Raw genomic sequence first — 26,999 nt, 5'->3', positions numbered from 1 at the left:
TGTCATGCGACCGGTCACCGATCTCGAACGCCGCGTGGCGCCCTTCAAGGTCGTCTCCGACTACTCACCCTCCGGCGACCAGCCGTCGGCGATCGCGGAGATCACCAAGCGGGTCAACGCCGGGGTCCAAGACATCGTCCTGCTCGGCGCCACCGGCACCGGCAAGACCGCCACGGTGGCGTGGGTGGCCGAGCAGGTGCAGCGCCCGGTGCTGGTGCTCCAGCCCAACAAGACCCTCGCCGCACAGTTCGCCAACGAGCTGCGCCAGCTGTTCCCCGACAACGCCATCGAGTACTTCGTCAGCTACTACGACTACTACCAGCCCGAGGCCTACGTCCCGCAGACCGACACCTACATCGAGAAGGACTCCTCGATCAACGAGGAGGTCGAGCGGCTGCGGCACAGCGCGACCAACTCGCTGCTGACCCGCCGCGACGTGATCGTGGTCTCGACGGTCTCCTGCATCTACGGCCTCGGCACCCCGCAGGAGTACGTCGACCGGATGCTGCGCCTGCGCGTCGGCGAGGAGCACGACCGCGACTCGATCCTGCGCCGCCTCGTCGAGATCCAGTACACCCGCAACGACATGTCCTTCACCCGCGGCACCTTCCGGGTCCGCGGCGACACCCTCGAGATCTTCCCGGTCTATGAGGAGCACGCCGTGCGCATCGAGTTCTTCGGCGACGAGATCGAGCGGCTGATGACGCTGCACGCCGTCACCGGCGAGGTGCTGACCGAGGACGAGGAGCTCCACGTCTTCCCGGCCTCGCACTACATCGCCGGCCCCGAGCGCATGGAGCGCGCGATCGCCGGCATCGAGGCCGAGCTCGAGCAGCAGCTCGCGAAGTTCGAGCGCGAGGGCAAGCTGCTGGAGGCCCAGCGGCTGCGGATGCGCACCACCTACGACATCGAGATGATGCGCCAGGTCGGCTCCTGCTCGGGCATCGAGAACTACTCGATGCACATGGACGGCCGCGCCCCCGGCAGCGCCCCCAACACCCTGCTCGACTACTTCCCCGAGGACTTCGTGCTCGTCGTGGACGAGTCCCACGTCGCGGTCCCGCAGATCGGCGGGATGTACGAGGGCGACATGTCGCGCAAGCGCAACCTGGTCGACCACGGGTTCCGCCTGCCCAGCGCGATGGACAACCGGCCGCTGCGCTGGGAGGAGTTCCTCGAGCGCATCGGGCAGACGATCTACCTCTCCGCGACCCCCGGCGACTACGAGCTCGACAAGGTCGGCGGCGACACCGTCGAGCAGATCATCCGCCCGACCGGCCTGATCGACCCCGAGGTCGTGGTCAAGCCGACCAAGGGACAGATCGACGACCTGATCCACGAGATCCGGCTGCGCACCGAGCGTCACGAGCGGGTCCTGGTCACCACGCTCACCAAGAAGATGTCCGAGGACCTCACCGACTACCTCCTCGACGCCGGCATCCGCACCCGCTACCTGCACTCCGAGGTCGACACCCTCAAGCGCATCGAGCTGCTGCGCGACCTGCGCCTCGGCGAGTACGACGTCCTGGTCGGCATCAACCTGCTCCGCGAGGGCCTCGACCTGCCCGAGGTGTCGTTGGTCGCGATCCTCGACGCCGACAAGGAGGGGTTCCTGCGCTCGGACAAGTCGCTGATCCAGACGATCGGGCGCGCGGCGCGCAACGTCTCCGGTCAGGTGCACATGTACGCCGACAAGATCACCCCCTCGATGGAGAAGGCGATCGAGGAGACCAACCGGCGTCGCGAGAAGCAGGTCGCCTACAACACCGCCCACGGCATCGACCCGACGCCGCTGCGCAAGAAGATCGCCGACATCACCGACATGCTCGCCCGCGAGGACGAGAACACCCAGGCGCTGCTGCAGACCTGGGCCGGCACCGAGGCCAAGGGTCGCGCCGGCGGGGTGAAGGCCAAGCAGCCGGTCCCCGCGCTGGGGGCCGACGCCGGCAAGCACGCCGCCGACCTCGCCGGCATGCCGAGCGCCGACCTGGCCCAGCTGGTCCAGGACCTCACCGACCAGATGCGCAACGCCGCCGCGGAGCTGCAGTTCGAGGTGGCCGCCCGGCTGCGCGATGAGATCTCCGAGCTCAAGAAGGAGCTGCGCCAGATGATCGAGGCGACGAAGTAGCTCTCGACCCGGCGGGCGAGCCGGCCGGGACCCGACTCAGTACGCCGGCGGCAGGCCGCGGCGCTGCCGCTTCAACGCCTTCGCCCGCTGCCGCTCGATGCGACGCACGTGCTCCTCGATCCGCTCGTGGCGACCCACGGTGGCGCGCAGCAGGTTGACGAGCGTGACCGCCATGACGATCAGCGGCCACGGGAAGTACGGCTCGAAGGAGCCGCCGCCGAAGGACGTCGCCACCCAGACCGCCCAGCAGATGAGGGTGGGGCCGATGAAGGCGAGGATCGCCGAGCGGCGCTCGGCCGCGTAGCGCCGGACCGCCTCGCGGCGTACGTCCTCGGCGCGCATCGGGACCGGGAGCCCGGACCCGGCGGTGAGGGTCATCGGCACCAGGTCGACGACCAGGGCCGGAATCTCGCCGTAGGTCTTGAGCGCGTCGGCGGCGGTGCTGCGCTCCTCGAGCTCGTCGTGATCGAGGCGGCCGTCGGCGTAGGCCTGGCCGAGCAGCTGGTGGACGACGGCGCGGTCGGCGTCCGAGGCCCGCAGGGCGGCGTGCTGCGGGAGGCGCGGGTCCAGGCTGAATCCCGCCCAGGGGTCATCGGTGCTCACCCGAGCCATCGTAGGACCGGATACCAGCTGCCCCCGCCATCGCCGGGATGGCCGCGCCGCCGATAGGCGCCGGACACCTGGTGATGTCCGATCCCGAGGGCAACGAGTAATGCCTCGACCGAGGACTCCTACGATGAGGCGGTGACAGGCCAGCCAGCGCCGCGGTTCGCGGTATCCATCGCGGTCTGGGCGGTCGCTCTCAGCGTCTACGTGCTGGCGGTCTTCCACCGCTCGTCGCTGGCCGTCGCCGGCCTGGCCGCCAGCGAGCGCTTCGACATCTCCGCGGCGCAGCTGGCGACGTTCACGATGCTCCAGCTGCTGGTCTATGCGCTGATGCAGATGCCGGTCGGTCTCCTGGTGGACCGCTTCGGTCCGCGTACCGTGCTGCTCACCGGCCTGGCCCTGATGACCGCCGCCCAGACGATCTTCGCGCTCGCCGACTCCTATGCGCTCGCGCTCCTCGCGCGGGTGGTCGTCGGGGCGGGCGACGCCATGGTGTTCATCTGCGTGCTGCGCGTGGTGAGCAGCTGGTTCCCGGTGCGCCGGATCCCGGTGTTCACCCAGCTCACCGGCACGTTCGGCCAGCTCGGTGCCCTGGCCGCCGCGGCCCCGATGACCTGGGCGCTGGGCACCGTGGGCTGGACCCGTGCCTACCTGGTCGCCGCGGCACTCGGTCTGCTGATCGGCGTGGCGGTGCTGCTCGTCGTGCGCGACAGCCCCGAGGCACGCCACGTCCGTGGACCCAGCACGTCGGCGCGCGCCCTGGTCGGCGGGCTCGTCGAGGCCTGGCGGCTGCCGGGGACGCGTCTGGGGTTCTGGGTGCACTTCTGCACGCCGTTCAGCGCCAACCTGCTGTCCATGCTGTGGGGCTACCCGTTCTTCGTGAAGGGCGAGGGTCGCACGCCCGGCGAGGCCGGCCTGCTGCTGTCGCTGATGGTGCTCACCTTCATCGTCGCCGGACCGGTCATCGGCTGGTACATCGGCAACAACCCCTGGCACCGCTCCACGATCGTGCTGACAGTGGTCGCCACGATGGCGCTGACCTGGGCCGTCGTCCTCGCCTGGCCGGGGGACGCCCCGATGTGGCTGCTGGTCGTCCTCGTGGTGGTGGTGGCCGTCGGCGGACCCGCGTCGGTGATCGGCTTCGACATCGGCCGCACGTCCAACCCCGCCGAACGGCTGGCCAGCGCCACCGGGATCATCAACCAGGCGGGCTTCTACGCGACCCTGCTGCTGGTCATCCTGGTCGGCGTCGTCCTCGACTGGCGCACCCCCGGCGGTGGCACCGACTACCCGCCCGAGGCCTTCACCTGGGCGATGAGCGTGCAGTTCCCGTTCTGGGCGCTGGGTCTGCTCCAGACCTGGCGCTACCGCCGCAGGGCGCGCACCGCACTGGGCGCGGCGCGCACGCAGGCGCCTGCGACGTTCTGAGTCGGCGATGATCGGGGCATGGACGTCGAGGAGCTGACCGCGCGCTCGCTGGCGATGCCCGGCGCCTGGGCCGACAACCCGTGGGACCACGAGCACCCGGTGATCAAGGTCGGGCCGGGGGAGCGCGGCAAGATCTTCGCCTTCCTGAAGGCCGACGCGGTCGGGGTGAAGTCCGCCCGGACGCGCGAGGAGGCCGACGAGTGGCTGCACCGCTATCCCGAGGACGCCGCGGTGATGCCCTACCTCGGTCGGAACGGCTGGAACGACCTGCGCCTGGACGGGGCGATCCCCGACGAGGAGCTGGTCGCGGCGCTCGAGGAGTCCTACCGGCTCGTGGTCGTCGGCCTGCCCGCGCGCCTGCGCCCGGCCGGATGGGACGACCTGGGCGCACCGCACGGTCCGGCGTAGGTCACGACGTCCGACGGCTGACGGTCAGTCCGACCAGGCGTGAGACCACCAGCGCCACGTAGAGCACGCCGGTCACCATCTCCACCATCACGATCGAGCGGGCGTGCGCGGCGACCGGCGCGACGTCGGAGAGTCCGACGCTGGTGAGCACCGAGAAGGACAGGTAGAGCAGCTCGAACCAGTCGCGCGCGTCGCCGCCCTCGGCGCCGATGAAGGAACCCGGCCACACGACCTGCGCCGCGGCGTAGAGGTAGGCGAAGGCCCAGGCCACCACCGTGAACGCCGCACCCGTCGCGTAGAGCTCGTCACGGGTGACCCGGTCGTCGTGGAAGAGGTAGCGGATCATCGCGTAGGAGACGTAGAAGTAGAACGGCGCGTGCAGCAGCGCGGAGACCAGGATCACCCAGTCGCTGGTCGGGGCGATCGCCTCGGCCACCGTGAACGCCATCGCCGGCACGCCGAAGCACGCCGCCACCCAGCTCAGCACCGGCGTGCGGCGTACGGCCCAGCCGGCGATGAGGACGACGGCCATCTGCACGACCCCCAGCACGGCACGGCCCGCGGCGGCGTCGTCGAGGAAGGGGTAGGCGAGGACGGCGACCAGTTGGGCGCCGAGCAGGACGGCGGAGGGGTGGGTGCCCAGCACGGTGCGGACGCTCGGCGTGGAAGGGGCGCTCACCCGGCGATGGTAGGCGCAGTCGGCCGAAGCGTGACGGCGGCGACACGCTCTGCTAAATTAGAACCTGTTGCAGAAATGGGTCGTCTGGACCGCAGCGTGGGGTCTTGAGGCCTCACCGGGGGAGGGGAAGGATCGCGGTTGTGACCGTGGACACAGACCTCCTGATCATCGGCGCGGGCCCGACCGGCCTCTTCGCCGCCTACTACGCGGGCTTCCGCGGGCTGCGGACGGCGGTGGTCGACTCGCTGCCCGAGCTCGGCGGCCAGGTCACCGCGATGTACCCCGAGAAGCAGATCCTCGACATCGCCGGCTTCCCCTCGGTCAAGGGGCGCGACCTGGTCGCAGGCCTGGTCGAGCAGGCCAACACCGCCAAGCCCGAGTACCTCCTCGAGCGCACCGCGCAGACCCTCGAGCACGACGACGACGGCGTCAGCGTCGGGCTCGACGACGGCACGCAGGTGCGCGCCGGCGCGGTGCTGATCACCGCCGGCATCGGTCGGTTCTCCCCGCGGCCGCTGCCGGCCGGCGAGGGGTGGCTCGGTCGTGGACTGGAGTTCTTCGTCCCCAGCTTCGCGCCGTACGCCGGCCGCGACGTCGTGATCGTCGGCGGGGGCGACAGCGCGTTCGACTGGGCGCTGCACCTGGAGCCGATCGCGGCCTCGGTGACCCTGGTGCACCGCCGTGACGCCTTCCGCGCCCACGCGCGCACCGTGGAGCAGGTCCGGGCGTCCTCGGTGCGCATCCTGACCAACGCCGAGGTCAGCGCCCTGCGCGGCGAGAGCACGGTCGAGGAGATCGACGTCGTCATCGGCGGCGAGACGACCACGCATCCCGCCCAGGCAGTGGTCGCCGCGCTCGGCTTCATCGCCGACCTCGGGCCCATCCAGGAGTGGGGCCTGGAGGTCTCCAAGCGGCACGTGGTCGTCGACCCCTCGATGCGCACCAGCCTGCCGCGGGTGTTCGCGGCCGGCGACGTCACCGACTACCCCGGCAAGGTGCGACTGATCGCCGTCGGGTTCGGCGAGGCGGCGACAGCTGTCAACAACGCTGCCGTGGCGATCGACCCGAGCGCCAAGGTGTTCCCCGGTCACTCGAGTGAAGCAAGCTAGGAGACCCACGATGAGGATCAAGGTCGACTTCGACCTGTGCGAGTCCAACGGACTCTGCGAGGCGATGGCCCCCGAGGTGTTCGAGCTCGACGACGACGACTTCCTCCAGCTCAAGGCAGAGGAGACGACGTCGGACAACGTCGACCACGTCAAGCGCGCCGCCGCGGCCTGCCCGCGCGCGGCGATCACCCTGGAGGGCTGAGCGCGTGCCTGCTCCACTGGATCCCCGACTCTCCCTCGACGGCCGGGTCGCCGTCGTGACCGGCGCCGGTGCCGGGCTCGGCCGCGCCGAGGCGTTGGCCCTCGCCGACGCCGGCGCACAGCTGGTGCTCAACGACCTCCCCGGTGCCGCCGACGAGGTGGCCGCGGAGGTCCGCGCGCGCGGCGGGCAGGTGCGCGTGGTCGAGGGCGACGTCGCCGAGCGCAGCACCGCCGACGCGATGCTCGCCGCGGCGGTCGACGGCTTCGGCTCCCTCGACGTGGTCGTCAACAACGCCGGCATGACCCGCGACCGGATGCTGTTCAACATGAGCGACGAGGAGTGGGACGCGATCATCCGCGTCCACCTGCGCGGGCACTTCCTGCTCTCGCGCAACGCCGCGGCGTACTGGCGCGGGGTGGCCAAGCAGACCGGCGCGCCGGTCTACGGGCGGGTCGTCAACACCGCCTCGGAGGCGTTCCTCGCCGGACCGCCCGGACAGCCCAACTACGCCGCCGCCAAGGCCGGCATCGTCGCGCTGACCATGTCCACCGCTCGCGGCTTGGAGCGGATCGGGGTGCGAGCCAACGCGATCTGCCCGCGCGCCCGCACCGCGATGACCGCGGAGGTCTTCGGTGCCGACGAGTCCGGCGCCGAGGTCGACCCGTACTCGCCCGCCCACGTCGCCCCGGTCGTGGCCTACCTCGCCTCGCCGGCGGCCGACACGATCACCGGGCAGGTCTTCGTCGTCTACGGCGGGATGGTCGCCCTGGTCGCACCGCCCGTCGTCGAGCAGCGCTTCGACAAGAGCGGGGCCGTGTGGGACCTCGCCGACCTCGACAAGCAGGTCGGCTCCCACTTCGTGGGCCGCGACCCGGCCCGCGGGTTCTCCGCGGACTCGATCATGGCGCTCGAGCCGTGACCGGCCGGCTGGCCGGCAAGGTCGCGATCGTCACCGGCGCGGCCATGGGCCAGGGCGCCGCGATCGCGCGCGCCTACGTCGAGGAGGGCGCCCGGGTCGTGCTCGCCGACGTGGCCAAGGACGCCGGGCAGGAGCTGGCTGCCTCGCTGGGGGAGTCCGCCCACTTCGTCCACCACGACGTCGGCGACGCCGCCTCCTGGGTGAGCGTGGTCGAGGAGACCGCGCGCCGCTTCGGCGCGGTCTCGGTGCTGGCCAACAACGCCGGCATCCTGCGCTTCGGGCAGATCGACTCGATGCCGGTCACCGAGGTGGAGACGCTGTTCCGGGTCAACCAGCTCGGCTGCTTCCTCGGGATGCAGGCGGTGGTGCCGACCATGCGCGAGCAGGGCGGCGGCGCCATCGTCAACGCCTCCTCCGTCGAGGGGCTGGCCGGCATGGCCGGCTGCACGGCGTACGCCGCGACCAAGTGGGCGATCCGCGGGATGACGAAGTGCGCGGCGATGGAGCTCGGGCCCCAGGGCATCCGGGTCAACTCGGTGCACCCCGGCATGATCGACACCCCGATGACGCGGGTGCACGGCGGCGACGCCGCGATGGAGTACGGCGCCTCCCGTGTCCCCCTGCGCCGGGTGGGCCAGCCCGGCGACGTCGCACCCCTCTACGTCTTCCTCGCCAGCGAGGAGAGCGCCTACATCAACGGCGCCGAGATCTCCGTGGACGGCGGCGTCACCGCGACGCACGCCTTCGGCGGCTGAGCCCCACCCCCCACCCCCGACAGGAGCCCCCTGCCCGATGGCCAAGCAGCGCAGCCAGATCGTCATGACCGACCAGGAGATCGAGGACTTCCTCACCGAGCAGCGCAACGCCACCGTCGCGACCGTCGGCGCTCAGGGCGCCGTCCACCTGGTCGCGATGTGGTACGCCCACCTCGACGGCACGATCTATCTCGAGACCAAGGGCAAGTCGCAGAAGGCGCTCAACCTGCGTCGCGACGGGCGGATGAGCTTCCTGGTGGAGGCCGGGCAGACCTACGACCAGCTGCGCGGCGTCGCGCTCGAGGGCACCGGCGTGGTCGTCGAGGACGACCCCGAGCTGTTGTGGAAGGTGTGCGTCAACGTCTTCGAGCGCTACAACGGCCCCTACTCCGAGGAGCTGCGCCCGTTCGTGGAGACGATGACCCACAACCGGGTCGTCGTACGCCTCGACGTCGACCGGGTGCGCAGCTGGGACCACCGCAAGCTCGGGCTGCCGGCCATGGAGCTCGGCGGTACGACGGCGGCCTCGGTCACCGTCTGAGGCATGGGCCGGTGGGGCCGGGTGCTCAGTGCTCGCGCAGCAGCAGGTTGACCGCGACCTCGATGTGGCGGGCGGTCTGCTCGGCGCTGGTGCGCCCGGTCACCCAGGCGACGAGCGCGGAGAGCCACACGTCGCCGAGCACCCGGGCGATCGCGACGTCGTCCTCGGTGAACTCCTCGCGGCCCGGGTGCATCGCCCGGGTCATCATGCGGGTCAGGATCATGCCGACCCCGTGGATCTCCTGGGCCACCGAGGCATCGGCGAACATGAACGCCCGGGTCAGCGCCTCGGTCAGGTGGGAGTCGCCCTGCATGCCGCGGCTGGTCCGCTTCAAGATGTTGATGACCCGCTCCGCCGGGGTGTCGCCGACGGCCGGACGGTCGCGGAGCACCAGCTCGGCGCGCTCGAGCTCGCGGCTCAGCGCGCATACCAGCAGGTGGATCTTGGAGGGGAAGTAGCGATACAGCGTGCCGAGGGCGACGTCGGCGCGCTCGGCGACCGCTCGCATCTGCACGGCGTCGAAACCGCCCTGGGAGGCGAGCTCGATCGTCGCGTCGAGGATCCGCTTGCGCCGGTCGCGCTGGGCTGCGGATCCGAGCTCCTCGACACTCAGCGAGTTGGCGCTGCTCACGGGACTACCCCTTGCTGGGTTGTGGTGGATCGGGATGTGGCGTACGTCGCGGGGCCGGGCTCGGCGCCGCCGTGGCGTCCCCTAGGCTACCAATGCGTAGACCATGATAGGAACACGTTCTACTTTGCTGGGCTCGAGGCGCACCTGCGCTGCTGGTCGCGGCGAGTCCCGGTGATCACCTCGAGAAAGGCCACAGTGTGCGGATCGCGATGCTGTCCTACCGCAGCCATCCCCACACCGGAGGTCAGGGCATCTACCTGCGCCACCTGAGTCGGGAGCTGGCCAACCTCGGCCACCAGGTCGAGGTCATCTCCGGCCAGCCCTACCCCGAGCTCGACCACCCCGGCGTCACGCTGACCAAGGTGCCGAGCCTCGACCTCTACCGCCAGCCGGACCCGTTCCGGGTGCCGAAGCTGCGCGAGTTCCGCGACCGCATCGACGTGGAGGAGTTTGCCACGATGTGCATCGCGGGGTTCCCCGAGCCCAAGACCTTCAGCCTGCGCGCCGCCCGGCTGCTCGAGGACCGCGTCGAGGACTTCGACATCGTCCACGACAACCAGGTCCTGGGCTACGGCATGCTCGAGATCGAGAAGCTCGGCCTGCCGCTGATCACCACGCTGCACCACCCGATCACCTTCGACCGGCGCATCGACATCGCCCAGACCCGCAACCCGTGGCGCAAGTTCACGCTGTGGCGCTGGTACGGCTTCCTGCGGATGCAGGCCAAGGTCGCGCGCGCCGCCCGCCGGATCATGACGCCCTCGGAGGCGTCCAAGCGCGACATCGCGAAGGACTTCGGCGTCGACCCGGCCCGGATGCAGGTCATCCTGCTCGGCGTCGACGACGGGTTCGTGCCGCCGACGAAGCCGCGGGTGCCGGGGCGGATCCTGGCGATGGCCAGCGCCGACGCCCCGATGAAGGGCATCTCCACGCTGCTCGAGGCGTTCGCCAAGCTGCGCACCGAGCGCGACCTGGAGCTGGTGCTGGTCACCAAGCCGCGTCCGGGCGGTCGCACCGAGAAGCTCATCGACAAGCTCGCCATCACCGACTCGGTCCGGTTCGTCTCCGGTGTCAGCGACGCCGAGCTGGTCGAGCTGATGGGCTCGGCGGAGCTTGCCTGCGTGCCCTCGCTCTACGAGGGCTTCTCGCTGCCCACCGCCGAGCTGATGGCGTGCGCGACCCCGCTGGTGGTCTCCCGCGCCGGCGCGATCCCCGAGGTCGTCGGCCCGGACGGCGAGTGCGCCGACCTGGTCACGCCCGGCGACGTGGGCGAGCTCGGCGCGGCGATCGCCGCGCTGCTCGACGACCCCGAGCGCCGCGAGCGGATGGGACGCGCCGGTCGCAAGCGCGTCGAGGAGCTGTTCAGCTGGCGCGCGGTGGCCGTCAAGGTCGCCGCCGCCTACGAGGACGTCATCGCCGAGTACCGGCGCGAGCAGGAGGAGCACACCGATGCTGACAGTTGATTTCGAACGCCTCGGGCTGCGCCCCGGCGACCGTGTCCTCGACATGGGCTGCGGCGCCGGGCGCCACGCCTTCGAGATGTACCGCCGCGGCGGCGACGTGATCGCCTTCGACATGGACGCCGATGAGCTGGCCAAGGTGCGCGAGCTGTTCGTGGCGATGAAGGAGGCCGGCGAGGTGCCGGCCGGCGCCGAGGCCGACGTCAAGGAGGGTGACGCGCTGGCGCTGCCGTTCGCCGACGGCGAGTTCGACCGCATCGTCGCCGCGGAGGTGCTCGAGCACATCCCGGCCGACATCCAGGCGATCCAGGAGCTGGTGCGCGTGCTGCGCCCGGGCGGCACCCTCGCGGTCTCCGTGCCGCGCTGGTTCCCCGAGATCGTCAACTGGAAGCTCTCCGACGACTACCACAACGTCGAGGGCGGCCACATCCGCATCTACACCGACAAGGAGCTGACCGACAAGGTCACCAAGGCCGGTCTGGAGTTCGAGAGCCGCGACTACGCCCACGGCCTGCACTCGCCGTACTGGTGGATCAAGTGCGCGGTCGGTGTCGAGAACGACGAGCACCCGCTCGCCCGCGCCTACCACAAGCTCCTGGTGTGGGAGATCATGAAGCAGCCCAAGGCGCTGCGGCTGGCCGGCAAGGTCCTCGACCCGCTGATCGGCAAGAGCATGGTGCTGTACTTCCGCAAGCCCGACGCCGCCGATGCCTGAGGGGCCCACCTCGCCCGTCGACCTCGCCCGGGTGCCGTGGGTGCAGGGCGTCCTGACCGCCGCCGACGTGGCCGAGACCGCGGCGTCGATCGCGCGGATGCAGGAGCCCTGCGGATCGGTGCCGTGGACGACCGGCGAGCACACCGACATCTGGAACCACGTCGAGGCCGCGATGGCGATGCTCGTGGGCGGCCAGGTCGAGGCCGCCGAGCGGGCCTACGACTGGGTGCCCACCATGCAGCGCGCCGACGGCTCGTGGCCGATGAAGATCGTCGGCGGCGAGGTCGAGGACCCGCGCGGCGAGGTCAACATGTCGGCGTACTTCGCGGTGGGGCTGTGGCACCACTGGCTGGTCCGCTCCGACATCGCCTTCGTACGCCGGCACTGGGACTCGGTGCGCGCCGGGCTGGACTGGGTGGTCTCCCAGCAGCTGGCGTTCGGCGGGATCAACTGGACGCCGGAGGAGGAAGGCGCACTGCTGGCCGGGTCCTCCAGCATCTACCAGTCGCTGCGCGCCGGGGTGGCGCTCGCGGACCTGCTCGGCGACCCGCAGCCGGAGTGGGAGCTCGCCGGCGGCCGGCTCGGCCACGCGCTGCGCGAGCACCGCGACCTGTTCCTCGACAAGGCCAAGCACTCGATGGACTGGTACTACCCGGTCCTCGGCGGGGCGGTCGGCGGCGCCGACGGCCTGGCGATGATCGACGCCAAGTGGGAGCACTTCGTGCGCCCCGGCCTCGGCATCCTCTGCGTCGACACCAACCCCTGGGTCACCGGTGCGGAGACCTGCGAGCTGGTGATGGCCCTGGACAACCTCGGCGACCACGCGCGGGCCAAGCAGCTGTTCGCCGACATGCAGCACCTGCGCGCCGAGGACGGCAAGTACTGGACCGGCTGGGTCTACGGCGACGACGTCAACTGGCCGCCGGAGTGGACGACCTACACCGCCGCCGCGGTGGTGCTCGCCGCCGACGCGCTGGGGGAGACCTACGGCCACAGCACGCCGGGATCGGGGATCATGCGCGGCTCCTCGCTGGCCCCGCACTTCGGCGAGCTGGCTCTGGAATGCGGTTGCCCCTCGCCGGAGGTCTCAGCCGACGGGATCCCCGGCCACGCCGGCTGAGCGGCGCAGCACCCGCATCGAGCCGACCGCCTCGACCTCGGTGAAGGCGCCGCTGGCCAGCGCGCGCAGGAACACGTGGTACGGCGGCTGGCCGCCGTCGGCGGGGTCGGGGAACACGTCGTGGATGACCAGCAGCCCGCCCGGCATCAGCCAGTGCGCCCAGCCGGAGTAGTCGTTCTGCGCGTGCTCCTCGGCGTGCCCGCCGTCGATGAACAGCAGCGACAGCGGGGTGCGCCAGTGGGCGCTGACGGTGGTGCTGCGCCCGACGACGGCGACCACCTGCTCCTCCAGCCCGGCGCGCGCGATCGTGCGGCGAAACACCGGGAGGGTGTCCATCAGGCCGGTCTCGGCCTCGACCAGCGTCGGGTCGTGGTGCTCCCAGCCCGCCTGGTTCTCCTCGGACCCGCGGTGGTGGTCGACGGTGAACACGACCGCCTGCGGACCGCCCACCTCGCGGGCCGCGGCGCCGAGGTAGATCGCCGACTTCCCGCAGTACGTCCCGACCTCCAGGACCGGACCGTGCACGAGACGCTCGCACGCGGCACGGTGAAGCAACAGGCCCTCGTCCTCGGGCATGAAGCCCTTGGCTGCGCGGGCGTGGTCGAGCAGGTCGGCGGGCATCGAGGTCACGCCGGCAGACTATAGAGTCAGAACACGTTCTACTTTGGCGGGCCGTGGGTCCGTCGCACGGGAAGGTCGAAGCATGTCGATCGGGATCTCCGAGGACCACGTCGAGCTCGCGGCCACGCTGCGCAAGTGGGCCTCGTCCCTGGGCGGGTGCGACCTCGCGCGCGCCGCTGAGGGAGCCGAGGACGCGGCCTTCGCCGGGGTCTGGTCGGCTGCCCAGGAGATGGGCATCACCACGATCGGGCTGCCCGAGGCCGCGGGCGGCGGAGGCGGCACCGTGCTCGACGTGGCGGTGGCGATCGAGGCGTGCGCCCACGAGCTGGTGCCGGGCGCGCTGCTCGGGCCGGCGGTCGCGGCGCTGCTCCTCGGCCCGACCGAGCATGCCGCGACCCTGGCCGAGGGCGCGGTCGTCGGCCTGGCGCTCGGTGACATCGTCTGGGACGCGCCGCAGGCCACCCACGTGCTGCTCGCGACGTCGTCGGACGCCTGGGTGCTCGCGCCGCGCGACGCCGTCGAGATCATCCTCGGGGCCCCCGGCATCGACCTGACCCGGCGCTTCGGCACCGCGCGGCTGGTCGACGAGACGCGGGCGGTCCCGGTGCCCGGGCTCAGCCGCGAGCGGGTCCGGCGCGCCGCGGTGACGCTGGGCGCCGCGGAGGCCGCCGGCCTGGCCCGCTGGTGCCTAGCGACCGCTGTCGACTACGCGAAGGTCCGTGAGCAGTTCGGCCGCAAGATCGGCAGCTTCCAGGCCGTCAAGCATCTGTGCGCGGAGATGCTCGAGCACGCCGAGGCGCTCACCAGCGTGGCCTGGGACGTCGCGAACGCCGCGCAGTCCGGCGACGACGCGCAGTGGAGCTACGCCAGCGACGTGGCGGCCACCGTCGCCTTCGACGCAGCGTTGGAGGTGGCGAAGTCCTGCATCCAGGTGCTCGGCGGCATCGGCTTCACCTTCGAGCACGACGCGCACTTCTACTACCGCCGCGCGAGCGCGCTGCGCGGGCTGCTCGGCTCCGGCGACGCGGCGGCGGTGCGGCTCGCGTCCCGCGCGGTCGCCGGCGAGCGCCGCGTGGTCGAGGTCGACCTCGACGGCCGCGACGAGCCGCTGCGTCCGCAGGCCCGCGAGACCGCCGAGCGGATCGCCGCGCTGAGCGGGCCCGAGCGCCGGGCCGCGCTGGTCGACAGCGGCTACCTCACGCCGCACTGGCCCGCGCCGTACGGCCTGGGAGCGGACGCGGTGCAGCAGCTGGTCATCGACCAGGAGCTGACCCGCGCCGGCGTCGAGCGCCCGGACCTGGTGATCGCCGGATGGGCGGTCCCCACGATCCTCGAGCACGGCACCGACGCCCAGCGGGAGCGGTTCGTGCCGCCCTCGCTGCTCGGCGAGCTGGTGTGGTGCCAGCTGTTCTCCGAGCCCGGTGCCGGCTCCGACCTGGCCTCGCTGCGCACCCGCGCGGAGCGGGTGGACGGCGGCTGGCGGCTGACCGGGCAGAAGGTGTGGACCTCCGGGGCGCAGAAGGCCGACTGGGGCATCTGCTTGGCGCGCACCGACCCCGACGCCCCGCAGCACCGCGGCATCACCTACTTCCTGGTCGACATGCGGCGCTCGCCGGGCATCGAGATCCGCCCGCTGCGGGAGATGACCGGCGACGCGCTGTTCAACGAGGTGTTCCTCGACGACGTCTTCGTGCCCGACGACTGCGTGGTCGCCGAGCCGGGCGACGGCTGGCGCCTGGCCCGCACCACGCTCGCCAACGAGCGGGTCGCGATGGCCTCCAGCCGGCTGGGCAAGAGCACCGAGCGCGCCGTGGAGCTCGCGGCGGCGGGCGTGGGCGAGGCCGAGCTGGTGAAGGTGGGCCGCGCCGTCGCCCTGGCGACCGTGTGCTCGCTGCTCGGCGTACGCACCGTGATGCGCTCGCTCGCCGGTCGTGGTCCGGGCCCGGAGTCGTCGGTGGCCAAGCTGCTCGGCGTCCGCAGCCGTCAGGAGGGCTCCGAGCTCGTCGTCGCGCTGCAGGCAGACCGGCTCGTGGTCCCCGACGACCAGCTGCGCGCGGACCTGTGGGAGATGCTCAGCACCCGCTGCCTCTCGATCGCCGGCGGCACCACCCAGATCCTGCGCAACGTCGCGGGCGAGCGGATCCTCGGCCTGCCCCGCTGACCCGATTCGGCCCCCGTGGCGGCGCGAGTCGGCGCTCATGGCGGCGCGAGTCGGCGCTCATGGCGGCGTTCTCCACATCGGCTGTGGACGGGTTCGCCATACGGGCCGACTGGGCGCGCCATTGGCGCCGACTCGGCGAGAGGTCAGGCGGCGGTGTCGGGGCGGGAGCGGCGCCAGCGGTTCCAGTGCCAGTGCAGGTAGCGGTCGATCGCGCGGACGACGTAGGTGCTGCGGATCGAGGGGAACATGTCGAAGGCGTGCTGGGCGCCGGGCAGCTCGGCGTAGGAGACCGTCGCCTTGCCGACCTCGCGCAGCCGCTCGACGAACAGGCGCGCCTGCTCGACCGGCACCAGGCCGTCGTGGGTGCCGTGGATGACGAAGAAGTCCGGGGCGTCGGGGGTGATCCGCAGCAGTGGCGAGCCCGCCTCGAAGACCTCGGGTGCCTCGGCGTACGTGCGCCCCACCACGCGGGGCGCCAGGAACCGGTCGCGCATCAGCTCCGCGCGGCGCATGCCGGTGGACGCGGCGAAGTCGTAGACCCCGTAGTGGGGGACTGCGACCTGCACGCTGGTGTCGGCGTCCTCGAACCCCGGTTGGTACGCCGGGTCGTTCGGGGTGACCGCGGCCAGCGCGGCGAGGTGCCCGCCCGCGGAGCCGCCGGTGATCGCGACGTAGTCGGGGTCCCCGCCGTACTCGGCGATGTGCTCCTTGACCCACGCCAGCGCGCGCTTGACGTCGATGATCTGGGCGGGGAACGGGTCGCGCGGGGCGAGGCGGTAGTTCAGCGCCACGCAGACCCAGCCCTTGGCGGCGAGGTGGTTCATGAGCGGCAGGCCCTGCTGGTCCTTGGAGCCGATCGTCCAGCCGCCGCCGTGCACCTGCACCAGCACCGGCGCTCCGGTGTGGTCGCCCTCGGCGGGGCGGTAGACGTCGAGCAGCCCGCGCTTGCCGTGCTCCGGGGCGTAGGCGATGTCGCGCTCGACGCGCACCGCGAGGTTACGCATCCGGAAGGGGTAGACCAGCCGGCGCCACGGCACGGCGAGGTCGGCGGGCGAGGGCTGCGGGTCGAGCTGGTCGACATAGTCGGCGCCCAGGCCGGTCGCCAGCGCCGCCTCGGTGTCCTCCCGGGCGTGGCGCGCCTGCTGGAGGAGCGCCGCCAGGCCGACGAGGCTCGCCCCGCCGAGTACCAGCCCGGCCCGGCTGCGGCGGCCCCGCGACCCGCCCCACACGGCGTGGGCGGCGGTGTCGGCTGCCGTGACCGCGAACAAGTGCGGCGCGAGCTCGGTGGTCATCCAGCCGGGCACGAACGAGGCAATCCCGCCGCGGAATCCCGGGATCGGGCGCAGGGCGTTGGCCACCAGTGCTGCGGTCAGGATCCGTCGGCGCAGGAACGACATGGCGGACATCCTAGGAGCGGAGCTGCTCAGCGCCAGCCGAGCGCCGGGGCGACGTCGCGCAGCACCGACTCCAGCACGTGGGCGTTGTAGTCGACGCCCAGCTGGTTGGGGACGGTGAGCAGCAGCGTGTCGGCGGCCGCGACGGCCTCGTCGGCGGCGAGCTCGGCGACCAGCCGGTCGGGTTCCCCGGCGTACGTCTTCCCGAAGCGGGCGCGGCCGCCCTCCAGCATCCCGACCTGGTCCTGGCTGCCGGCCTCGCCGCCGAAGTACGCGCGGTCGGTGTCGTTGACGATGGGGAAGATGCTGCGGCTGACCGACACCCGAGGCTCGTGCTCGTGCCCGGCGGCGCGCCAGGCGTCACGGAAGCGCTGGATCTGCTCGGCCTGGAGCTGGTGGAACGGTACGCCGGTGTCCTCGGTGAGCAGCGTCGAGCTCATCAGGTGCATGCCCTGCTGCCCGGCCCACTCGGCGGTCGCGCGGGAGCCGGCGCCCCACCAGATCCGCTCGCGCAGGCCGGGGGAGTGCGGCTCGAGGCGCAGCAGCCCCGGCGGGTTGGGGAACATCGGCCGCGGGTTGGGCTCGGCGAACCCCTTGCCGGTGAGCACCTCGAGCAGCACCTCGGTGTGCTCACGCGCCATGTCGGCGTCGGTGCGCCCCTCGCCGGGCTGGAACCCGAAGTAGCGGTAGCCGTCGACGACCTGCTCGGGTGATCCCCGGCTGATGCCGAGCTGGAGCCGGGACCCGGAGATCAGGTCGGCGGCGCCCGCGTCCTCGGCCATGTGCAGGGGGCTCTCGTAGCGCATGTCGATCACGCCGGTGCCGATCTCGATCCGACTGGTCCGCGCGCCGATCGCCGCGAGCAGCGGGAACGGCGAGGCGAGCTGGCGGGCGAAGTGGTGCACCCGGAAGTACGCGCCGTCGGCGCCGAGCTCCTCGGCCGCCACCGCGAGGTCGATGGACTGGTGCAGGACGTCCGCGGCGGTGCGCGCCTGCGACTGAGGCGAGGGGGTCCAGTGGCCGAAGGACAGGAAGCCGATCTTCTTCACGCCGGGGTCAACCCCGCGCGTGCCCTGGGTCTTCCCGGTGGGGGCTGTCCGGGGTTGCGCGTAACTGCGCAATTGCTGGGAAAAGCACCGGATCCGCGCGGGCGGCGGTGCTTTTCCCAGCAATTGCGCCGAAAGACACCGACCACCGGCGCACCAGCTCAGGCGCTCCGCTCACCGGCGTCGGACCCCGCGGACGCGGAGGCGGAAGCCGCGATGTCCTCGGCCGCGAGGTAGCCGAACGTCAGGGCCGGGCCGATGGTCGCGCCGGGACCGGCGTAGGTGCGGCCCATGACGGCGGCGGAGGTGTTGCCGGCGGCGTACAGGCCGGGGATCACCGAGCCGTCCGCGCGCAGCACCCGGGCCCGCTCGTCGGTGACCAGGCCGCCCTTGGTGCCCAGGTCACCGGGGACGATCTTCACAGCGTAGAAGGGCCCCTGGTCGATGGTGTGCAGCGACGGGTTCGGCTTCACGGTCGGGTCGGAGTAGTAGCGGTCGTAGGCGCTCTCGCCGCGGTGGAAGTCGGCGTCCACGCCGCTGCGGGCGAAGCCGTTGAACCGCTCGACGGTGGCACGCAGCGCCTCGGCCGGCACCTCGATCTCCGCGGCCAGGCCCTCGATCGTGTCGGCGCGCCTGACCACATCGTGCTTGTACCAGCGGCCGGGGAACGGCTGGCGCGGCCCGAGGCCCGCGAACAGGTAGCGGTTGCGGTAGCGCTGGTCGATGACCAGCCAGCTCGGCACGTGGGACACCCCCGTCGCCTCGCCGCGGTAGATCTCGTGGGTCGCCTCGACGTAGGGCAGCGCCTCGTTCATGTACCGCTGACCCGCACCGTTGACGATGATCGAGCCCGGCAGGTTGCGCTCGGCGAGGCAGAACCACGGCCGGCCCGGCAGCGGGATCGTCGGACCCCACCAGGAGTCGTCCATCAGGTCGACCGCGGCGCCGGCCTCGAGGCCGGCCAGGATGCCGCCGCCGGTGTTGTTCTGCGAGCCCGTGGTCCACTCCACCGACGTCGGGTGCGGCTGGTAGCGCTCGCGCAGCTCCAGGTTGCGTTCGAACCCGCCGCTGCCCAGCACCACCCCGCGCCGCGCCCGCACCTCGTACGTCGCCCCGTCGCGCTCCACGCGTACGCCGACCACCCGGCCGTCCTCGACCAGAAGACTCCTCAGCTCGCTCTCGTAGTGCACCGGTACGCCGGCGTCCAGCAGCCCCTTGCGCAGCCCGATCGCGATCGCGTTGCCCATGGCGTACATCCGCTGTCCGCGCAAGCCACTGAGGATCCGCTTGAGCGCGACCTTGAGTCCGGTGATCGGTCCCCGGATCGTCCGCATGCCCAGGCTGAGCTTCCGGAAGTCGGCCTGGGTGACGATCATGTTGGCCGGCGCCTTGGTGTACTGCGGGTGCAGCCGCTCGAGCTCCTCGCCGAGGAAGCGGGCGTCCAGCGGCACCGGCTCGCAGCTGCGGCCCGCGGCGCGACCCCCCGGCGCCTCGGGCAGGTAGTCGGAGTACTGCGGGACCCAGCGGAAGCGCAGCGGCGTGTGGTCGCGGATGAACTCCAGCACCTCCGGTCCACGGTCGATGTAGGTGTCGCGGCGCACCTTCGGGACCACGTCGCCGACGATCGCGTCGAGGTACTGCTTGGCGAGCGCCGGGTCGTCGGCCTGCCCGGCCGCCGCGAGCGCGTAGTTGCCCGGGATCCACACCCCGCCGCCGCTGCGGGCGGTGGACCCGCCGAACCACTGGCTCTTCTCGAGGACGACGGTGTCCAGGCCGCGGGCGGCGGCCGCGAGGGCGGCGCTCATGCCGGCGCCACCGGCACCGACGACGACGACGTCCACCTCAGGGGGCAACGGGGTGCTCATGGGCCAAAACCGTAACAGGTTCTACCGGCCCGCTCGGGCACGCTGTGACACGCTCGCGCCATGAGCTCCCTGGTCGCCAACCTGTGCCTCGATGCCGCCGACCCCTACGCCCAGACCGTGTGGTGGGCGCAGGTCCTCGAGGACTTCACTCTCCAGCCCGACGACGAGCAGGGACCCGGCGACGAGGAGTGCGGGCTGCGCGGCCCGGACGGACGCTGGCTGCTGTTCCTCAAGGTGCCGGAGGCCAAGCAGGTCAAGAACCGCATGCACATGTGCCTGCGGCCCGCGGACCGCAGTCGCGACGAGGAGGTGGAGCGGGTCCTCGGACTCGGCGCCACCCTGGTCGCCGACCGGCGCGGCGGCGATCGGGGCTGGGCGGTGCTGGGCGACCCGGAGGGCAACGAGTTCTGCGTCCTCAGTCGAGTGATCGCCGTCTGAGGACGCACGTCCTCGCGCAAAACGAGAACGTGTTCTAGTCTTGCTGTCGTCCACCACGACAGGAGAACGCCATGTCCCAGGCAGTGCTCGACGCGGTCCGCGACCTGCTCCCCACCTTCCGCGAGCGCGCCGACGAGACCGAGCGGCTGCGCGTCGTACCCGAGGCCTCGATCAAGGAGCTCGCCGACACCGGCTTCTTCCGGCTCCTGCAGCCGCAGCGCTTCGACGGCTTCGAGGCCGACCCGGTGACCTTCTACACCACGGTGCGCGACATCGCCTCGGCCTGCGGGTCGACGGGGTGGGTCTCCAGCGTCGTCGGCGTGCACCCCTGGCAGGTCGCGCTCTTCGCCGACGAGGCCCAGCAGGCGGTCTGGGGATCCGACACCTCCACCCGGCTCAGCAGCTCCTACGCGCCCACCGGCAAGGCCACCCAGGTCGACGGCGGCTACCGGCTCTCGGGCCGGTGGAGCTTCTCCTCGGGCTGCGACCACTGCAGCTGGGTGCTGCTGGGCGCGCTCGTCTTCGACGGCGAGGGCAACGTCGTGGACTTCAAGACCTTCCTGGTGCCGCGTGAGAGCTACACGATCCACGACGTCTGGCACACCGTCGGGCTGCGCGGCACCGGCTCCAACGACATCGCCGTCGACGACGTGTTCGTGCCCGAGGCGTTCACGCTGTCGATGGGGGAGACCGGCCGCTGCCACGGGCCGGGTCAGGAGCACAACACCGCCGACCTCTACAAGCTCCCCTTCCACTCCGTCTTCACCTCCACGATCACCACCCCGATCGTCGGCATGGCGCGCGGCGCCTACGACGAGCACGTCGCGATGCAGAAGAAGCGCGTGCGGGCGTCGTACATCGGGGAACAGGCGTCCCTCGACCCGTTCGCGGCGGTCCGCGTGGCGCGGGCCTCCTCCGACATCGACGCGACCTGGGCGCTGCTGATGGGCAACCTGCGCGAGGAGATGGCGCTCGTCGCCCGGGGGGAGACGATCCCGCTCGGGCTGCGGCTGCGGGTGCGCCGCGACCAGGTGATCGGCACCCAGCGCTGCATCGACGCGATCGACGCGCTGTTCGAGGCCTCCGGCGGGCGGGCGCTGGCGGAGGGCAGCTACCTCCAACGCGCCTGGCGCGACGCCCATGCCGGCCGGGTGCACGCCGCGAACGACCCCGAGCGGGCGCTGCAGATGTACGGCGCCCACGAGTTCGGCCACCAGGTCGACCCGGGGATGTACTGAGATGGGCGCGCCCACGGCGTACGAGCAGGAGGCGGTGCGCCGCTCGGCGAAGGCCGGGGGACTCACCCTCAACTACTACGAGGCCGGCTCGGACGGCCCCGACGCCGGCACCCCGGTCGGTGGCGGGCTGCCCCTGGTGATGCTGCACGGCGGCGGGCCGGGCGCCTCGGCGTGGTCGAACTTCGGCCGCGCGCTGCCGCACTTCGCCACCTCGTTCCGCACCCTGCTGGTGGATCAGCCCGGCTTCGGCGGGTCCGACAAGCCGCCGGTGGAGGGCAACTACTACCGCTTCGCCGCCGACCACGTGGTCCGCCTCCTCGACGAGCTGGGCATCGACCGGGTGCACCTGCTCGGCAACAGCCTCGGCGGCGGTACGGCGATGCGCCTGGCGCTGAGCCACCCCGACCGGGTCGGGCGGCTGGTGCTGATGGGTCCCGGCGGCCTCTCGCTCAATCTCTTCCACGCCGACCCGACCGAGGGCGTGCAGCGGCTGATGGAGTTCGGCGCCGCGCCGACCCGCGAGGCGCTGCGGGCGTTCATCTCCACGATGGTCGTGGACCAGTCACTGGTCACCGACGAGCTGGTGGAGGAGCGCTTCGCCGACGCGACCGCCCCGGGCGCCCGGGAGGCGATGCGCGCGATGGGCATGTCGTCCTGGAACCCCGCGACCGCCGAGGACGGCATGCTCTGGCGCGAGGCGCACCGCCTGCGCGCGCACACGCTGCTGACCTGGGGGCGCGAGGACCGGGTCAACCCGCTCGACGGTGCGCTGGTCGCCCTCAAGCTCATCCCCCAGGCGCGCCTCCACGTCTTCGGCAACTGCGGGCACTGGGCGCAGATCGAGGCGGCCGAGGAGTTCGCCGAGGTCGCCACCGCCTTCCTCGCCCGTCACGTCGAGCAGACCCCACCGCCCGCTCCCTGATCGCACCGCCCTCCCGAAAGCAGAGACCCTCATGATCGACATCAAGTCCATGGGCTACGTGCGCGTCGCCTCCACCGACCTCGCCCAGTGGTCGCAGTTCGCCGGCAAGGTCCTCGGCCTCGCCGAGGGGCGCGGACCGAACCCCGAGCACCAGTACTGGCGCATCGACGAGGTCTCGGCACGACTCGTCGTCTTCCCCTCCGACGTCGACCAGCTCGACGCCACCGGCTGGGAGCTGGCCGACCACGCCGCGCTCCGGGCGGCCCGCGAGCACCTGGAGAAGGCCGGCGTCGCGGTCGAGGAAGGCACCCGCGAGGAGCTCGACGAGCGCCGGGTGCAGGAGCTGATCCGGTTCAGCGACCCGTGGGACAACGTCTTCGAGCTCTTCCACGGGATCACCTACGAGGCCCGCCCGATCGTCACGCCGTACGCCGCCCGCTTCGTGACCGGCAGCCAGGGGATGGGCCACATCGTGGTCCCGGTGGGCGACGACGTCGAGGCGCTGCGGTTCTACCGTGACGTGCTGGGGTTCCGGCTGCGCGACTCCATGTCGATGCCCGGCGAGTTCGTCGGCAAGGAGCCCGGCTCGAAGGTCTGGCTGCGCTTCCTCGGGGTCAACCCGCGCCACCACTCGCTGGCGTTCCTGCCGATGCCGAACCCCGCCCGGTGCGTGCACATCATGCTCGAGGTCGACTCCCTCGACCACGTCGGCCGCGCTCTGGAGCGCGTCCAGAAGCACGGGGCGCCGCTGTCGGCGACCCTCGGCCGGCACATGAACGACGAGATGGTCTCCTTCTACGTCCGCTCCCCGGGCGGCTTCGACGTCGAGTTCGGCTGCGAGGGCCTCCAGGTCGAGGACGGTTCCTGGGTCGCGCGCGAGTCGACGGCGGTGTCCTACTGGGGCCACGACTTCGGCGGCGGGCGCTGATGGACGACCCCGCCGACGCAGGGTCGGCGGCTAGGGTCGAGGAGGTGAGCTCGCGACCGACCGACGGTGACGACGAGGAGATCCTCGCCGGCATCCGTTCCGATGCCCGTCAGACCTGGCCCAGCCAGGAGCTGATCAGCTCCTGGCTCGGCGACGCCGAGCCGGACTTCGAGCTCACGCCGGGCGAGGCGGTCCCGGTTCCCGACGACGCCGAGGCGCTGGCTCAGGCGCGGCGGTTCCGCGACGTGCTGGGCCACTTCGCCTCGGGGGTGACGGTGGTGACCGCGATGAGCGGGGGCGAGCCGGTGGGCATGACCTGCCAGTCGTTCTCGAGCGTGTCGCTGGACCCGCCGCTGGTGCTCTTCGTCCCGGCGAAGACGTCCCGGGCCTGGCCGCTGATCCGGCGCGCCGGGCGGTTCTGCGTCAACGTCCTGGCCGCGGACCAGGCCGAGCTGTCCAACCGGATGGCCAGCCGGGGCACCGACAAGTTCAGCGGGGTCGCCTGGGCGCCGTCGCCGCACACGGGGTCACCGGTGCTCGCGGGGGCGCTCGCCCACCTCGACTGCACGGTGCACGCCGTCCACGAGGCCGGCGACCACGTCGTGGTCATCGGCCGGGTGCAGGACCTGCAGGCGTCGGGCGCCGAGGATCCGCTGCTGTTCTACCGCGGCGGCTACCGCACCACTGACTGACGCGCCCGGGGCTCAGCGCAGGACGAGCCAGACGCCGAGCACGCCCGGCAGGATGCCCAGGAGCAGCCACGGGGTGGCGGGGGAGCGGCGGTGGATCGCCAGGCCCGAGGCCATGCCGAGGACCCCGAAGACGCCGGCGATCACGCAGAGCCCGATCTGCGAGGCTCGCTTGTCGTCGTCGATGTAGGTCGCGAACAGCACGAGCGCGGCGGCCATGTGCCAGATGGTGGTGACGGCCAAGACGGAGAGCACCCACTTCTGGACACCCTCGATGCCCATGCCCGGCCCCGACTTCCGTGCGGGCTGCGGACGCGGGTTCGACATGTCCATCAGGTGACGCGCCCGGCGGGGCTGAGTCTCGTTCACGCCTTTGAAAGTACTCGCCCCCGCGCGGCCGGAATCAACCGGGTGGGGGGTTCTCAGATCCGCTCGATGATCGTCGCGGTGGCCATCGCGCCGCCCGCGCACATCGAGATGAGCGCGGTCGAGGCGTCGCGGCGCTCCAGCTCGTGGAGTGCGGTGGTGATCAGGCGGGTGCCGGTCGAGCCGACCGGGTGGCCCAGGGCGATCGCGCCACCGTTGACGTTGACCTTGTCCATGTCCACGTCGTGGACCTTGGCCCAGGACAGCACGACGGAGGCGAACGCCTCGTTGACCTCGAACAGGTCGAAGTCGCCGATCGACATGCCGGTCCGGGCCAGGATCGAGCGGGTGGCCTCGATCGGGCCGTCGAGGTGGAAGTACGGGTCGGAGCCGACCAGCGTGTGGCGCACGATCCGGGCCCGCGGGGTGAGACCGAGGTCGCGGGCGCGCTGCTCGTCCATGATCAGCACGGCCGAGGCGCCGTCGGAGATCTGCGAGGAGGTGCCGGCCGTGTGCATGCCCTCGGGCAGCACGGTGCGTAGCCCGGCCAGGCCCTCGGCCGTGGTGTCGCGCAGGCCCTGGTCGGTGGTCACCAGCCGGGTCTCGCCGGTCGGCTTGCCGTCCTCGTCGAGCACCGGGGCGTCGTACGCCGCGATCTCGCGGGTGAAGCGTCCCTCGTCGACCGCGACGCGGGCCTTTCGCTGGGACTCCAGGCCGAAGGCGTCGAGCTCCTCGCGGCTGATCTGGTGGTGACGCGCGATCCGGTCGGCGCCCTCGAACTGGTTGGGCATGTCGATGGACCAGTCGTCGGGGCGCGGGTCGCCGAGACCGGGCGGCACGTTGCCGCCGAGCGGCACGCGCGACATCAGCTCCACGCCGCAGGCGATGCCGGCGTCGATCGATCCGGCGGCGACCATGTCGTTGATCAGGTGCGCGGCCTGCTGGCCGGACCCGCACTGGGCGTCGATCGCGGTGCCGGCGGTGCGCTGGGCGAGCCCGGCGTGCAGCCAGGCGCGGCGGACCATGTCGTTGGACTGCTCACCGGCCTGGGTGACGCAGCCGCCGATCACCTGGTCGATGACGTCGGAGTCGACGCCGGCCCGGCGCAGCACCTCGGTCTGGGCGAAGCCGAGCAGCGTCGCAGGGTGCACGCCGGCGAGCCACCCCTTGCGCTTGCCGAGAGGGGTGCGGACTGCTTCGACGATGACGGGAGTACCCATGCTCCGCAACGTAGAACAGGTTCTGGGGGCCAGCAAGGCGCGGTCTCGGTGAGCGGCGGGGGCGTAACCCCTGTTCTTCCGTACCGTTGGTATGTAACCTGCACCACTAGAACGTGTTGCACCACCCTGCGAAAGGCATGCGACGTGAGCACCTCGCTCGAGATCCCCGTGAACTTCGACCCCACCGACCCCGACGTGATGCGTGAGCGGGTCCCGCACGAGGAGCTGCTGGCGCTGCGGCGTACCGCTCCGGTCTCCTGGGTTGCGCAGTCAGCGGCCGGCCTCGGCGGCTTCCAGCACACCGAGGGCTTCTGGGCGCTGAGCAAGCACGCCGACGTCGCGGCCGTCTCCAAGGACCAGGCGAACTTCTCCACGCGTGAGAACGGCGTGATCATCCGCTTCAACCCCGAGATGACGCGGGAGGAGGTGGAGCAGACCGGCTTCCTGCTGATCAACCACGACGCCCCGGACCACACCAAGCTGCGTCAGATCGTCTCGCGCGCCTTCACCCCGCGCGCGATCAACGCGCTCGCCGACGACCTCCGGGTCCGGGCCGCGAAGATCGTCGAGGACGCCGTGGCCAAGGGCTCCGGCGACTTCGTCGAGGACGTCGCGGCCGAGCTGCCGCTGCAGGCGATCGCCGACCTGCTCGGGGTGCCGCAGGAGGACCGCGGCAAGCTCTTCGAGTGGTCGAACCAGATGATGGCCTACGACGACCCGGACGTGCCCGGCGACCAGATGACCGCCTTCATGGAGATCCTCGCCTATTCGATGGCGCTGGCCGACCAGCGCCGCCAGCACCCGCAGGACGACATCATCACCAAGCTCGTCACCGCCGACGTCGACGGCCAGGGCCTCGGCGACGACGAGTTCGGGTTCTTCATGATCCTGCTCGCGGTGGCCGGCAACGAGACCACCCGCAACGCGACCACGTGGGGCATGCACGCCTTCCTCAACCACCCCGAGCAGTGGGAGCTCTACAAGCGCGAGCGCCCCCGCACCGCCGTCGACGAGATCATCCGCTGGGCCACGCCGGTGACGGTCTTCCAGCGCACCGCGATCAACGACATCCGCATCGGCGAGGCCGACATCAAGCAGGGCGACCGGGTCGGGCTGCTCTACGCCAGCGCCAACTTCGACGAGGACGTCTTCACCGACCCCTTCACCTTCGACATCACCCGCGACCCCAACCCGCACCAGGCCTTCGGCGGGCACGGGGCGCACTACTGCATCGGCGCCAACCTGGCGCGCCTGCAGGTCGACCTGATCTTCAACGCCCTCGCCGACCTCGCCCCCGACATCCGCCAGGTCGGTGAGCCGGACCGGCTGCGCAGCGGGTGGCTCAACGGGGTGAAGGACTACCAGGTCGCCTACCGGTGACCTGAGCGCAGCGCTCGCACCGGGCGCCCG

27 protein-coding genes are annotated in these 26,999 nt (G+C 71.7%); 18 read left to right on the top strand and 9 right to left on the bottom strand.

What is annotated here, in order from left to right:
* Nucleotides 1-4 precede the first annotated feature (4 nt).
* Nucleotides 5-2,128 (top strand): excinuclease ABC subunit UvrB, encoded by a 2,124-nt coding sequence (uvrB, locus tag GFH29_RS10780; protein ID WP_153323530.1) that lies wholly within the window; start codon nt 5-7, stop codon nt 2,126-2,128.
* Between the two features lie 36 nt (nt 2,129-2,164).
* On the opposite strand, the gene GFH29_RS10775 is transcribed toward uvrB, so the two are convergent.
* Nucleotides 2,165-2,731: a DUF1707 SHOCT-like domain-containing protein gene (locus GFH29_RS10775; protein ID WP_194288927.1), complete on the bottom strand. Its 567-nt coding sequence runs from the start codon at nt 2,729-2,731 to the stop codon at nt 2,165-2,167.
* Nucleotides 2,732-2,872: 141 nt separating this feature from the next.
* Between GFH29_RS10775 and GFH29_RS10770 the strand changes: the two genes are divergently transcribed.
* Both GFH29_RS10770 and GFH29_RS10765 read left to right on the top strand, forming a co-directional pair.
* The gene (locus GFH29_RS10770; protein WP_228387427.1) at nt 2,873-4,162 is read left to right on the top strand and encodes an MFS transporter; all 1,290 of its coding nucleotides are present in this window, start codon (nt 2,873-2,875) and stop codon (nt 4,160-4,162) included.
* 18 nt (nt 4,163-4,180) lie between these two features.
* Nucleotides 4,181-4,570: an MmcQ/YjbR family DNA-binding protein gene (locus tag GFH29_RS10765; protein ID WP_153323526.1), complete on the top strand. Its 390-nt coding sequence runs from the start codon at nt 4,181-4,183 to the stop codon at nt 4,568-4,570.
* 1 nt (nt 4,571) lies between these two features.
* Here GFH29_RS10765 and GFH29_RS10760 read toward each other — a convergent pair whose 3' ends face one another.
* Nucleotides 4,572-5,249: an ion channel gene (locus GFH29_RS10760; RefSeq protein WP_153323524.1), complete on the bottom strand. Its 678-nt coding sequence runs from the start codon at nt 5,247-5,249 to the stop codon at nt 4,572-4,574.
* A 140-nt stretch (nt 5,250-5,389) separates the two neighbouring features.
* Between GFH29_RS10760 and GFH29_RS10755 the strand changes: the two genes are divergently transcribed.
* Genes GFH29_RS10755 through GFH29_RS10735 form a run of 5 tightly spaced genes read left to right on the top strand, consistent with a single transcriptional unit; the run spans nt 5,390 to nt 8,775 of the window.
* Nucleotides 5,390-6,358, top strand: coding sequence for an NAD(P)/FAD-dependent oxidoreductase (locus tag GFH29_RS10755; protein ID WP_194289549.1), 969 nt, complete (start codon nt 5,390-5,392; stop codon nt 6,356-6,358).
* Nucleotides 6,359-6,368: 10 nt separating this feature from the next.
* Complete coding sequence (locus GFH29_RS10750) at nt 6,369-6,560, top strand: ferredoxin (RefSeq protein ID WP_153323522.1); 192 nt, start codon at nt 6,369-6,371, stop codon at nt 6,558-6,560.
* A gap of 4 nt (nt 6,561-6,564) precedes the next feature.
* Nucleotides 6,565-7,479, top strand: coding sequence for a 3-oxoacyl-ACP reductase (locus tag GFH29_RS10745; RefSeq protein WP_228387426.1), 915 nt, complete (start codon nt 6,565-6,567; stop codon nt 7,477-7,479).
* Entirely contained in the window at nt 7,476-8,234 is a 759-nt protein-coding gene (locus tag GFH29_RS10740; RefSeq protein ID WP_153323520.1) for a glucose 1-dehydrogenase, read from the top strand. The genes GFH29_RS10745 and GFH29_RS10740 overlap by 4 nt, the downstream gene beginning before the upstream one ends.
* A 37-nt stretch (nt 8,235-8,271) precedes the next feature.
* A complete protein-coding gene (locus GFH29_RS10735; protein ID WP_153323518.1) occupies nt 8,272-8,775 on the top strand; it encodes a pyridoxamine 5'-phosphate oxidase family protein in 504 nt (167 codons plus the stop codon).
* A gap of 25 nt (nt 8,776-8,800) precedes the next feature.
* On the opposite strand, the gene GFH29_RS10730 is transcribed toward GFH29_RS10735, so the two are convergent.
* Nucleotides 8,801-9,406, bottom strand: a complete 606-nt coding sequence (locus GFH29_RS10730) for a TetR family transcriptional regulator (protein WP_153323516.1) — start codon at nt 9,404-9,406, stop codon at nt 8,801-8,803.
* A 197-nt stretch (nt 9,407-9,603) separates the two neighbouring features.
* Here GFH29_RS10730 and GFH29_RS10725 point away from each other — a divergent pair, with 197 nt between their 5' ends.
* From GFH29_RS10725 to GFH29_RS10715, 3 genes are read left to right on the top strand one after another with little or no spacing between them, the layout of a single operon-like run.
* Nucleotides 9,604-10,869, top strand: a complete 1,266-nt coding sequence (locus GFH29_RS10725; RefSeq protein WP_153323514.1) for a glycosyltransferase family 4 protein — start codon at nt 9,604-9,606, stop codon at nt 10,867-10,869.
* Nucleotides 10,856-11,581, top strand: a complete 726-nt coding sequence (locus GFH29_RS10720) for a class I SAM-dependent methyltransferase (RefSeq protein WP_153323512.1) — start codon at nt 10,856-10,858, stop codon at nt 11,579-11,581. The genes GFH29_RS10725 and GFH29_RS10720 overlap by 14 nt, the downstream gene beginning before the upstream one ends.
* Nucleotides 11,574-12,701 (top strand): prenyltransferase, encoded by a 1,128-nt coding sequence (locus tag GFH29_RS10715; RefSeq protein WP_153323510.1) that lies wholly within the window; start codon nt 11,574-11,576, stop codon nt 12,699-12,701. Before GFH29_RS10720 ends, GFH29_RS10715 begins: the two co-directional genes overlap by 8 nt.
* On the opposite strand, the gene GFH29_RS10710 is transcribed toward GFH29_RS10715, so the two are convergent.
* Nucleotides 12,669-13,322 carry a class I SAM-dependent methyltransferase gene (locus GFH29_RS10710; RefSeq protein WP_153325739.1) on the bottom strand — a complete coding sequence of 218 codons (654 nt, stop codon included), beginning with the start codon at nt 13,320-13,322 and terminating at the stop codon, nt 12,669-12,671. The genes GFH29_RS10715 and GFH29_RS10710 overlap by 33 nt on opposite strands.
* A gap of 82 nt (nt 13,323-13,404) precedes the next feature.
* Between GFH29_RS10710 and GFH29_RS10705 the strand changes: the two genes are divergently transcribed.
* On the top strand, nt 13,405-15,483 hold the full coding sequence (locus GFH29_RS10705) for an acyl-CoA dehydrogenase (protein ID WP_153323508.1): 2,079 nt from the start codon (nt 13,405-13,407) through the stop codon (nt 15,481-15,483).
* 143 nt (nt 15,484-15,626) lie between these two features.
* Here the strand turns inward: GFH29_RS10705 and GFH29_RS10700 are convergent, their stop codons facing one another.
* From GFH29_RS10700 to kstD, 3 genes are all read right to left on the bottom strand, one after another.
* A complete protein-coding gene (locus tag GFH29_RS10700; RefSeq protein ID WP_153323506.1) occupies nt 15,627-16,880 on the bottom strand; it encodes an alpha/beta hydrolase in 1,254 nt (417 codons plus the stop codon).
* Between the two features lie 26 nt (nt 16,881-16,906).
* The gene (locus GFH29_RS10695) at nt 16,907-17,926 is read right to left on the bottom strand and encodes an LLM class flavin-dependent oxidoreductase (RefSeq protein ID WP_153323504.1); all 1,020 of its coding nucleotides are present in this window, start codon (nt 17,924-17,926) and stop codon (nt 16,907-16,909) included.
* A gap of 158 nt (nt 17,927-18,084) precedes the next feature.
* Entirely contained in the window at nt 18,085-19,788 is a 1,704-nt protein-coding gene (gene kstD / locus GFH29_RS10690; RefSeq protein WP_153323502.1) for a 3-oxosteroid 1-dehydrogenase, read from the bottom strand.
* Nucleotides 19,789-19,848: 60 nt separating this feature from the next.
* On the opposite strand from kstD, the gene GFH29_RS10685 reads away from it, so the two are divergent.
* The 5 genes from GFH29_RS10685 (at nt 19,849) to GFH29_RS10665 (ending at nt 24,006) form a co-directional block, all read left to right on the top strand.
* A complete protein-coding gene (locus tag GFH29_RS10685; RefSeq protein ID WP_153323501.1) occupies nt 19,849-20,226 on the top strand; it encodes a VOC family protein in 378 nt (125 codons plus the stop codon).
* Between the two features lie 71 nt (nt 20,227-20,297).
* On the top strand, nt 20,298-21,464 hold the full coding sequence (hsaA, locus tag GFH29_RS10680) for a 3-hydroxy-9,10-secoandrosta-1,3,5(10)-triene-9,17-dione monooxygenase oxygenase subunit (protein ID WP_153323499.1): 1,167 nt from the start codon (nt 20,298-20,300) through the stop codon (nt 21,462-21,464).
* Between the two features lies 1 nt (nt 21,465).
* A complete protein-coding gene (gene hsaD, locus GFH29_RS10675; RefSeq protein WP_153323496.1) occupies nt 21,466-22,386 on the top strand; it encodes a 4,5:9,10-diseco-3-hydroxy-5,9,17-trioxoandrosta-1(10),2-diene-4-oate hydrolase in 921 nt (306 codons plus the stop codon).
* A gap of 31 nt (nt 22,387-22,417) precedes the next feature.
* On the top strand, nt 22,418-23,314 hold the full coding sequence (gene hsaC, locus GFH29_RS10670) for an iron-dependent extradiol dioxygenase HsaC (protein WP_153323495.1): 897 nt from the start codon (nt 22,418-22,420) through the stop codon (nt 23,312-23,314).
* Between the two features lie 44 nt (nt 23,315-23,358).
* Nucleotides 23,359-24,006 (top strand): flavin reductase family protein, encoded by a 648-nt coding sequence (locus GFH29_RS10665; protein WP_228387425.1) that lies wholly within the window; start codon nt 23,359-23,361, stop codon nt 24,004-24,006.
* 12 nt (nt 24,007-24,018) lie between these two features.
* Here GFH29_RS10665 and GFH29_RS10660 read toward each other — a convergent pair whose 3' ends face one another.
* Both GFH29_RS10660 and GFH29_RS10655 read right to left on the bottom strand, forming a co-directional pair.
* Nucleotides 24,019-24,372, bottom strand: coding sequence for a hypothetical protein (locus GFH29_RS10660; protein ID WP_153323491.1), 354 nt, complete (start codon nt 24,370-24,372; stop codon nt 24,019-24,021).
* Nucleotides 24,373-24,425: 53 nt separating this feature from the next.
* Nucleotides 24,426-25,589, bottom strand: coding sequence for a steroid 3-ketoacyl-CoA thiolase (locus GFH29_RS10655; RefSeq protein WP_153323489.1), 1,164 nt, complete (start codon nt 25,587-25,589; stop codon nt 24,426-24,428).
* Nucleotides 25,590-25,733: 144 nt separating this feature from the next.
* Here GFH29_RS10655 and GFH29_RS10650 point away from each other — a divergent pair, with 144 nt between their 5' ends.
* Entirely contained in the window at nt 25,734-26,969 is a 1,236-nt protein-coding gene (locus GFH29_RS10650; RefSeq protein ID WP_153323487.1) for a cytochrome P450, read from the top strand.
* Nucleotides 26,970-26,999 lie beyond the last annotated feature (30 nt).

It is taken from the genome of Nocardioides sp. dk884 (assembly GCF_009557055.1).
Classification (GTDB): domain Bacteria; phylum Actinomycetota; class Actinomycetes; order Propionibacteriales; family Nocardioidaceae; genus Nocardioides.
The sequence above is the reverse complement of the archived record's forward strand: the minus strand, read 5'-3'. Positions and strand labels throughout refer to the sequence as shown.

Bases quoted from the DNA above. Each gene is read 5' to 3' on its own strand.
- uvrB (WP_153323530.1), top strand. From the start codon at position 5: ATGCGACCGGTCACCGATCTCGAACGCCGCGTGGCGCCCTTCAAGGTC.
- GFH29_RS10765 (WP_153323526.1), top strand. From the start codon at position 4,181: ATGGACGTCGAGGAGCTGACCGCGCGCTCGCTGGCGATGCCCGGCGCC.
- GFH29_RS10750 (WP_153323522.1), top strand. From the start codon at position 6,369: ATGAGGATCAAGGTCGACTTCGACCTGTGCGAGTCCAACGGACTCTGC.
- GFH29_RS10735 (WP_153323518.1), top strand. From the start codon at position 8,272: ATGGCCAAGCAGCGCAGCCAGATCGTCATGACCGACCAGGAGATCGAG.
- GFH29_RS10720 (WP_153323512.1), top strand. From the start codon at position 10,856: ATGCTGACAGTTGATTTCGAACGCCTCGGGCTGCGCCCCGGCGACCGT.
- GFH29_RS10715 (WP_153323510.1), top strand. From the start codon at position 11,574: ATGCCTGAGGGGCCCACCTCGCCCGTCGACCTCGCCCGGGTGCCGTGG.
- GFH29_RS10710 (WP_153325739.1), bottom strand. From the start codon at position 13,322: ATGCCCGCCGACCTGCTCGACCACGCCCGCGCAGCCAAGGGCTTCATG.
- GFH29_RS10705 (WP_153323508.1), top strand. From the start codon at position 13,405: ATGTCGATCGGGATCTCCGAGGACCACGTCGAGCTCGCGGCCACGCTG.
- GFH29_RS10700 (WP_153323506.1), bottom strand. From the start codon at position 16,880: ATGTCGTTCCTGCGCCGACGGATCCTGACCGCAGCACTGGTGGCCAAC.
- kstD (WP_153323502.1), bottom strand. From the start codon at position 19,788: ATGAGCACCCCGTTGCCCCCTGAGGTGGACGTCGTCGTCGTCGGTGCC.
- GFH29_RS10685 (WP_153323501.1), top strand. From the start codon at position 19,849: ATGAGCTCCCTGGTCGCCAACCTGTGCCTCGATGCCGCCGACCCCTAC.
- hsaA (WP_153323499.1), top strand. From the start codon at position 20,298: ATGTCCCAGGCAGTGCTCGACGCGGTCCGCGACCTGCTCCCCACCTTC.
- hsaD (WP_153323496.1), top strand. From the start codon at position 21,466: ATGGGCGCGCCCACGGCGTACGAGCAGGAGGCGGTGCGCCGCTCGGCG.
- hsaC (WP_153323495.1), top strand. From the start codon at position 22,418: ATGATCGACATCAAGTCCATGGGCTACGTGCGCGTCGCCTCCACCGAC.
- GFH29_RS10655 (WP_153323489.1), bottom strand. From the start codon at position 25,589: ATGGGTACTCCCGTCATCGTCGAAGCAGTCCGCACCCCTCTCGGCAAG.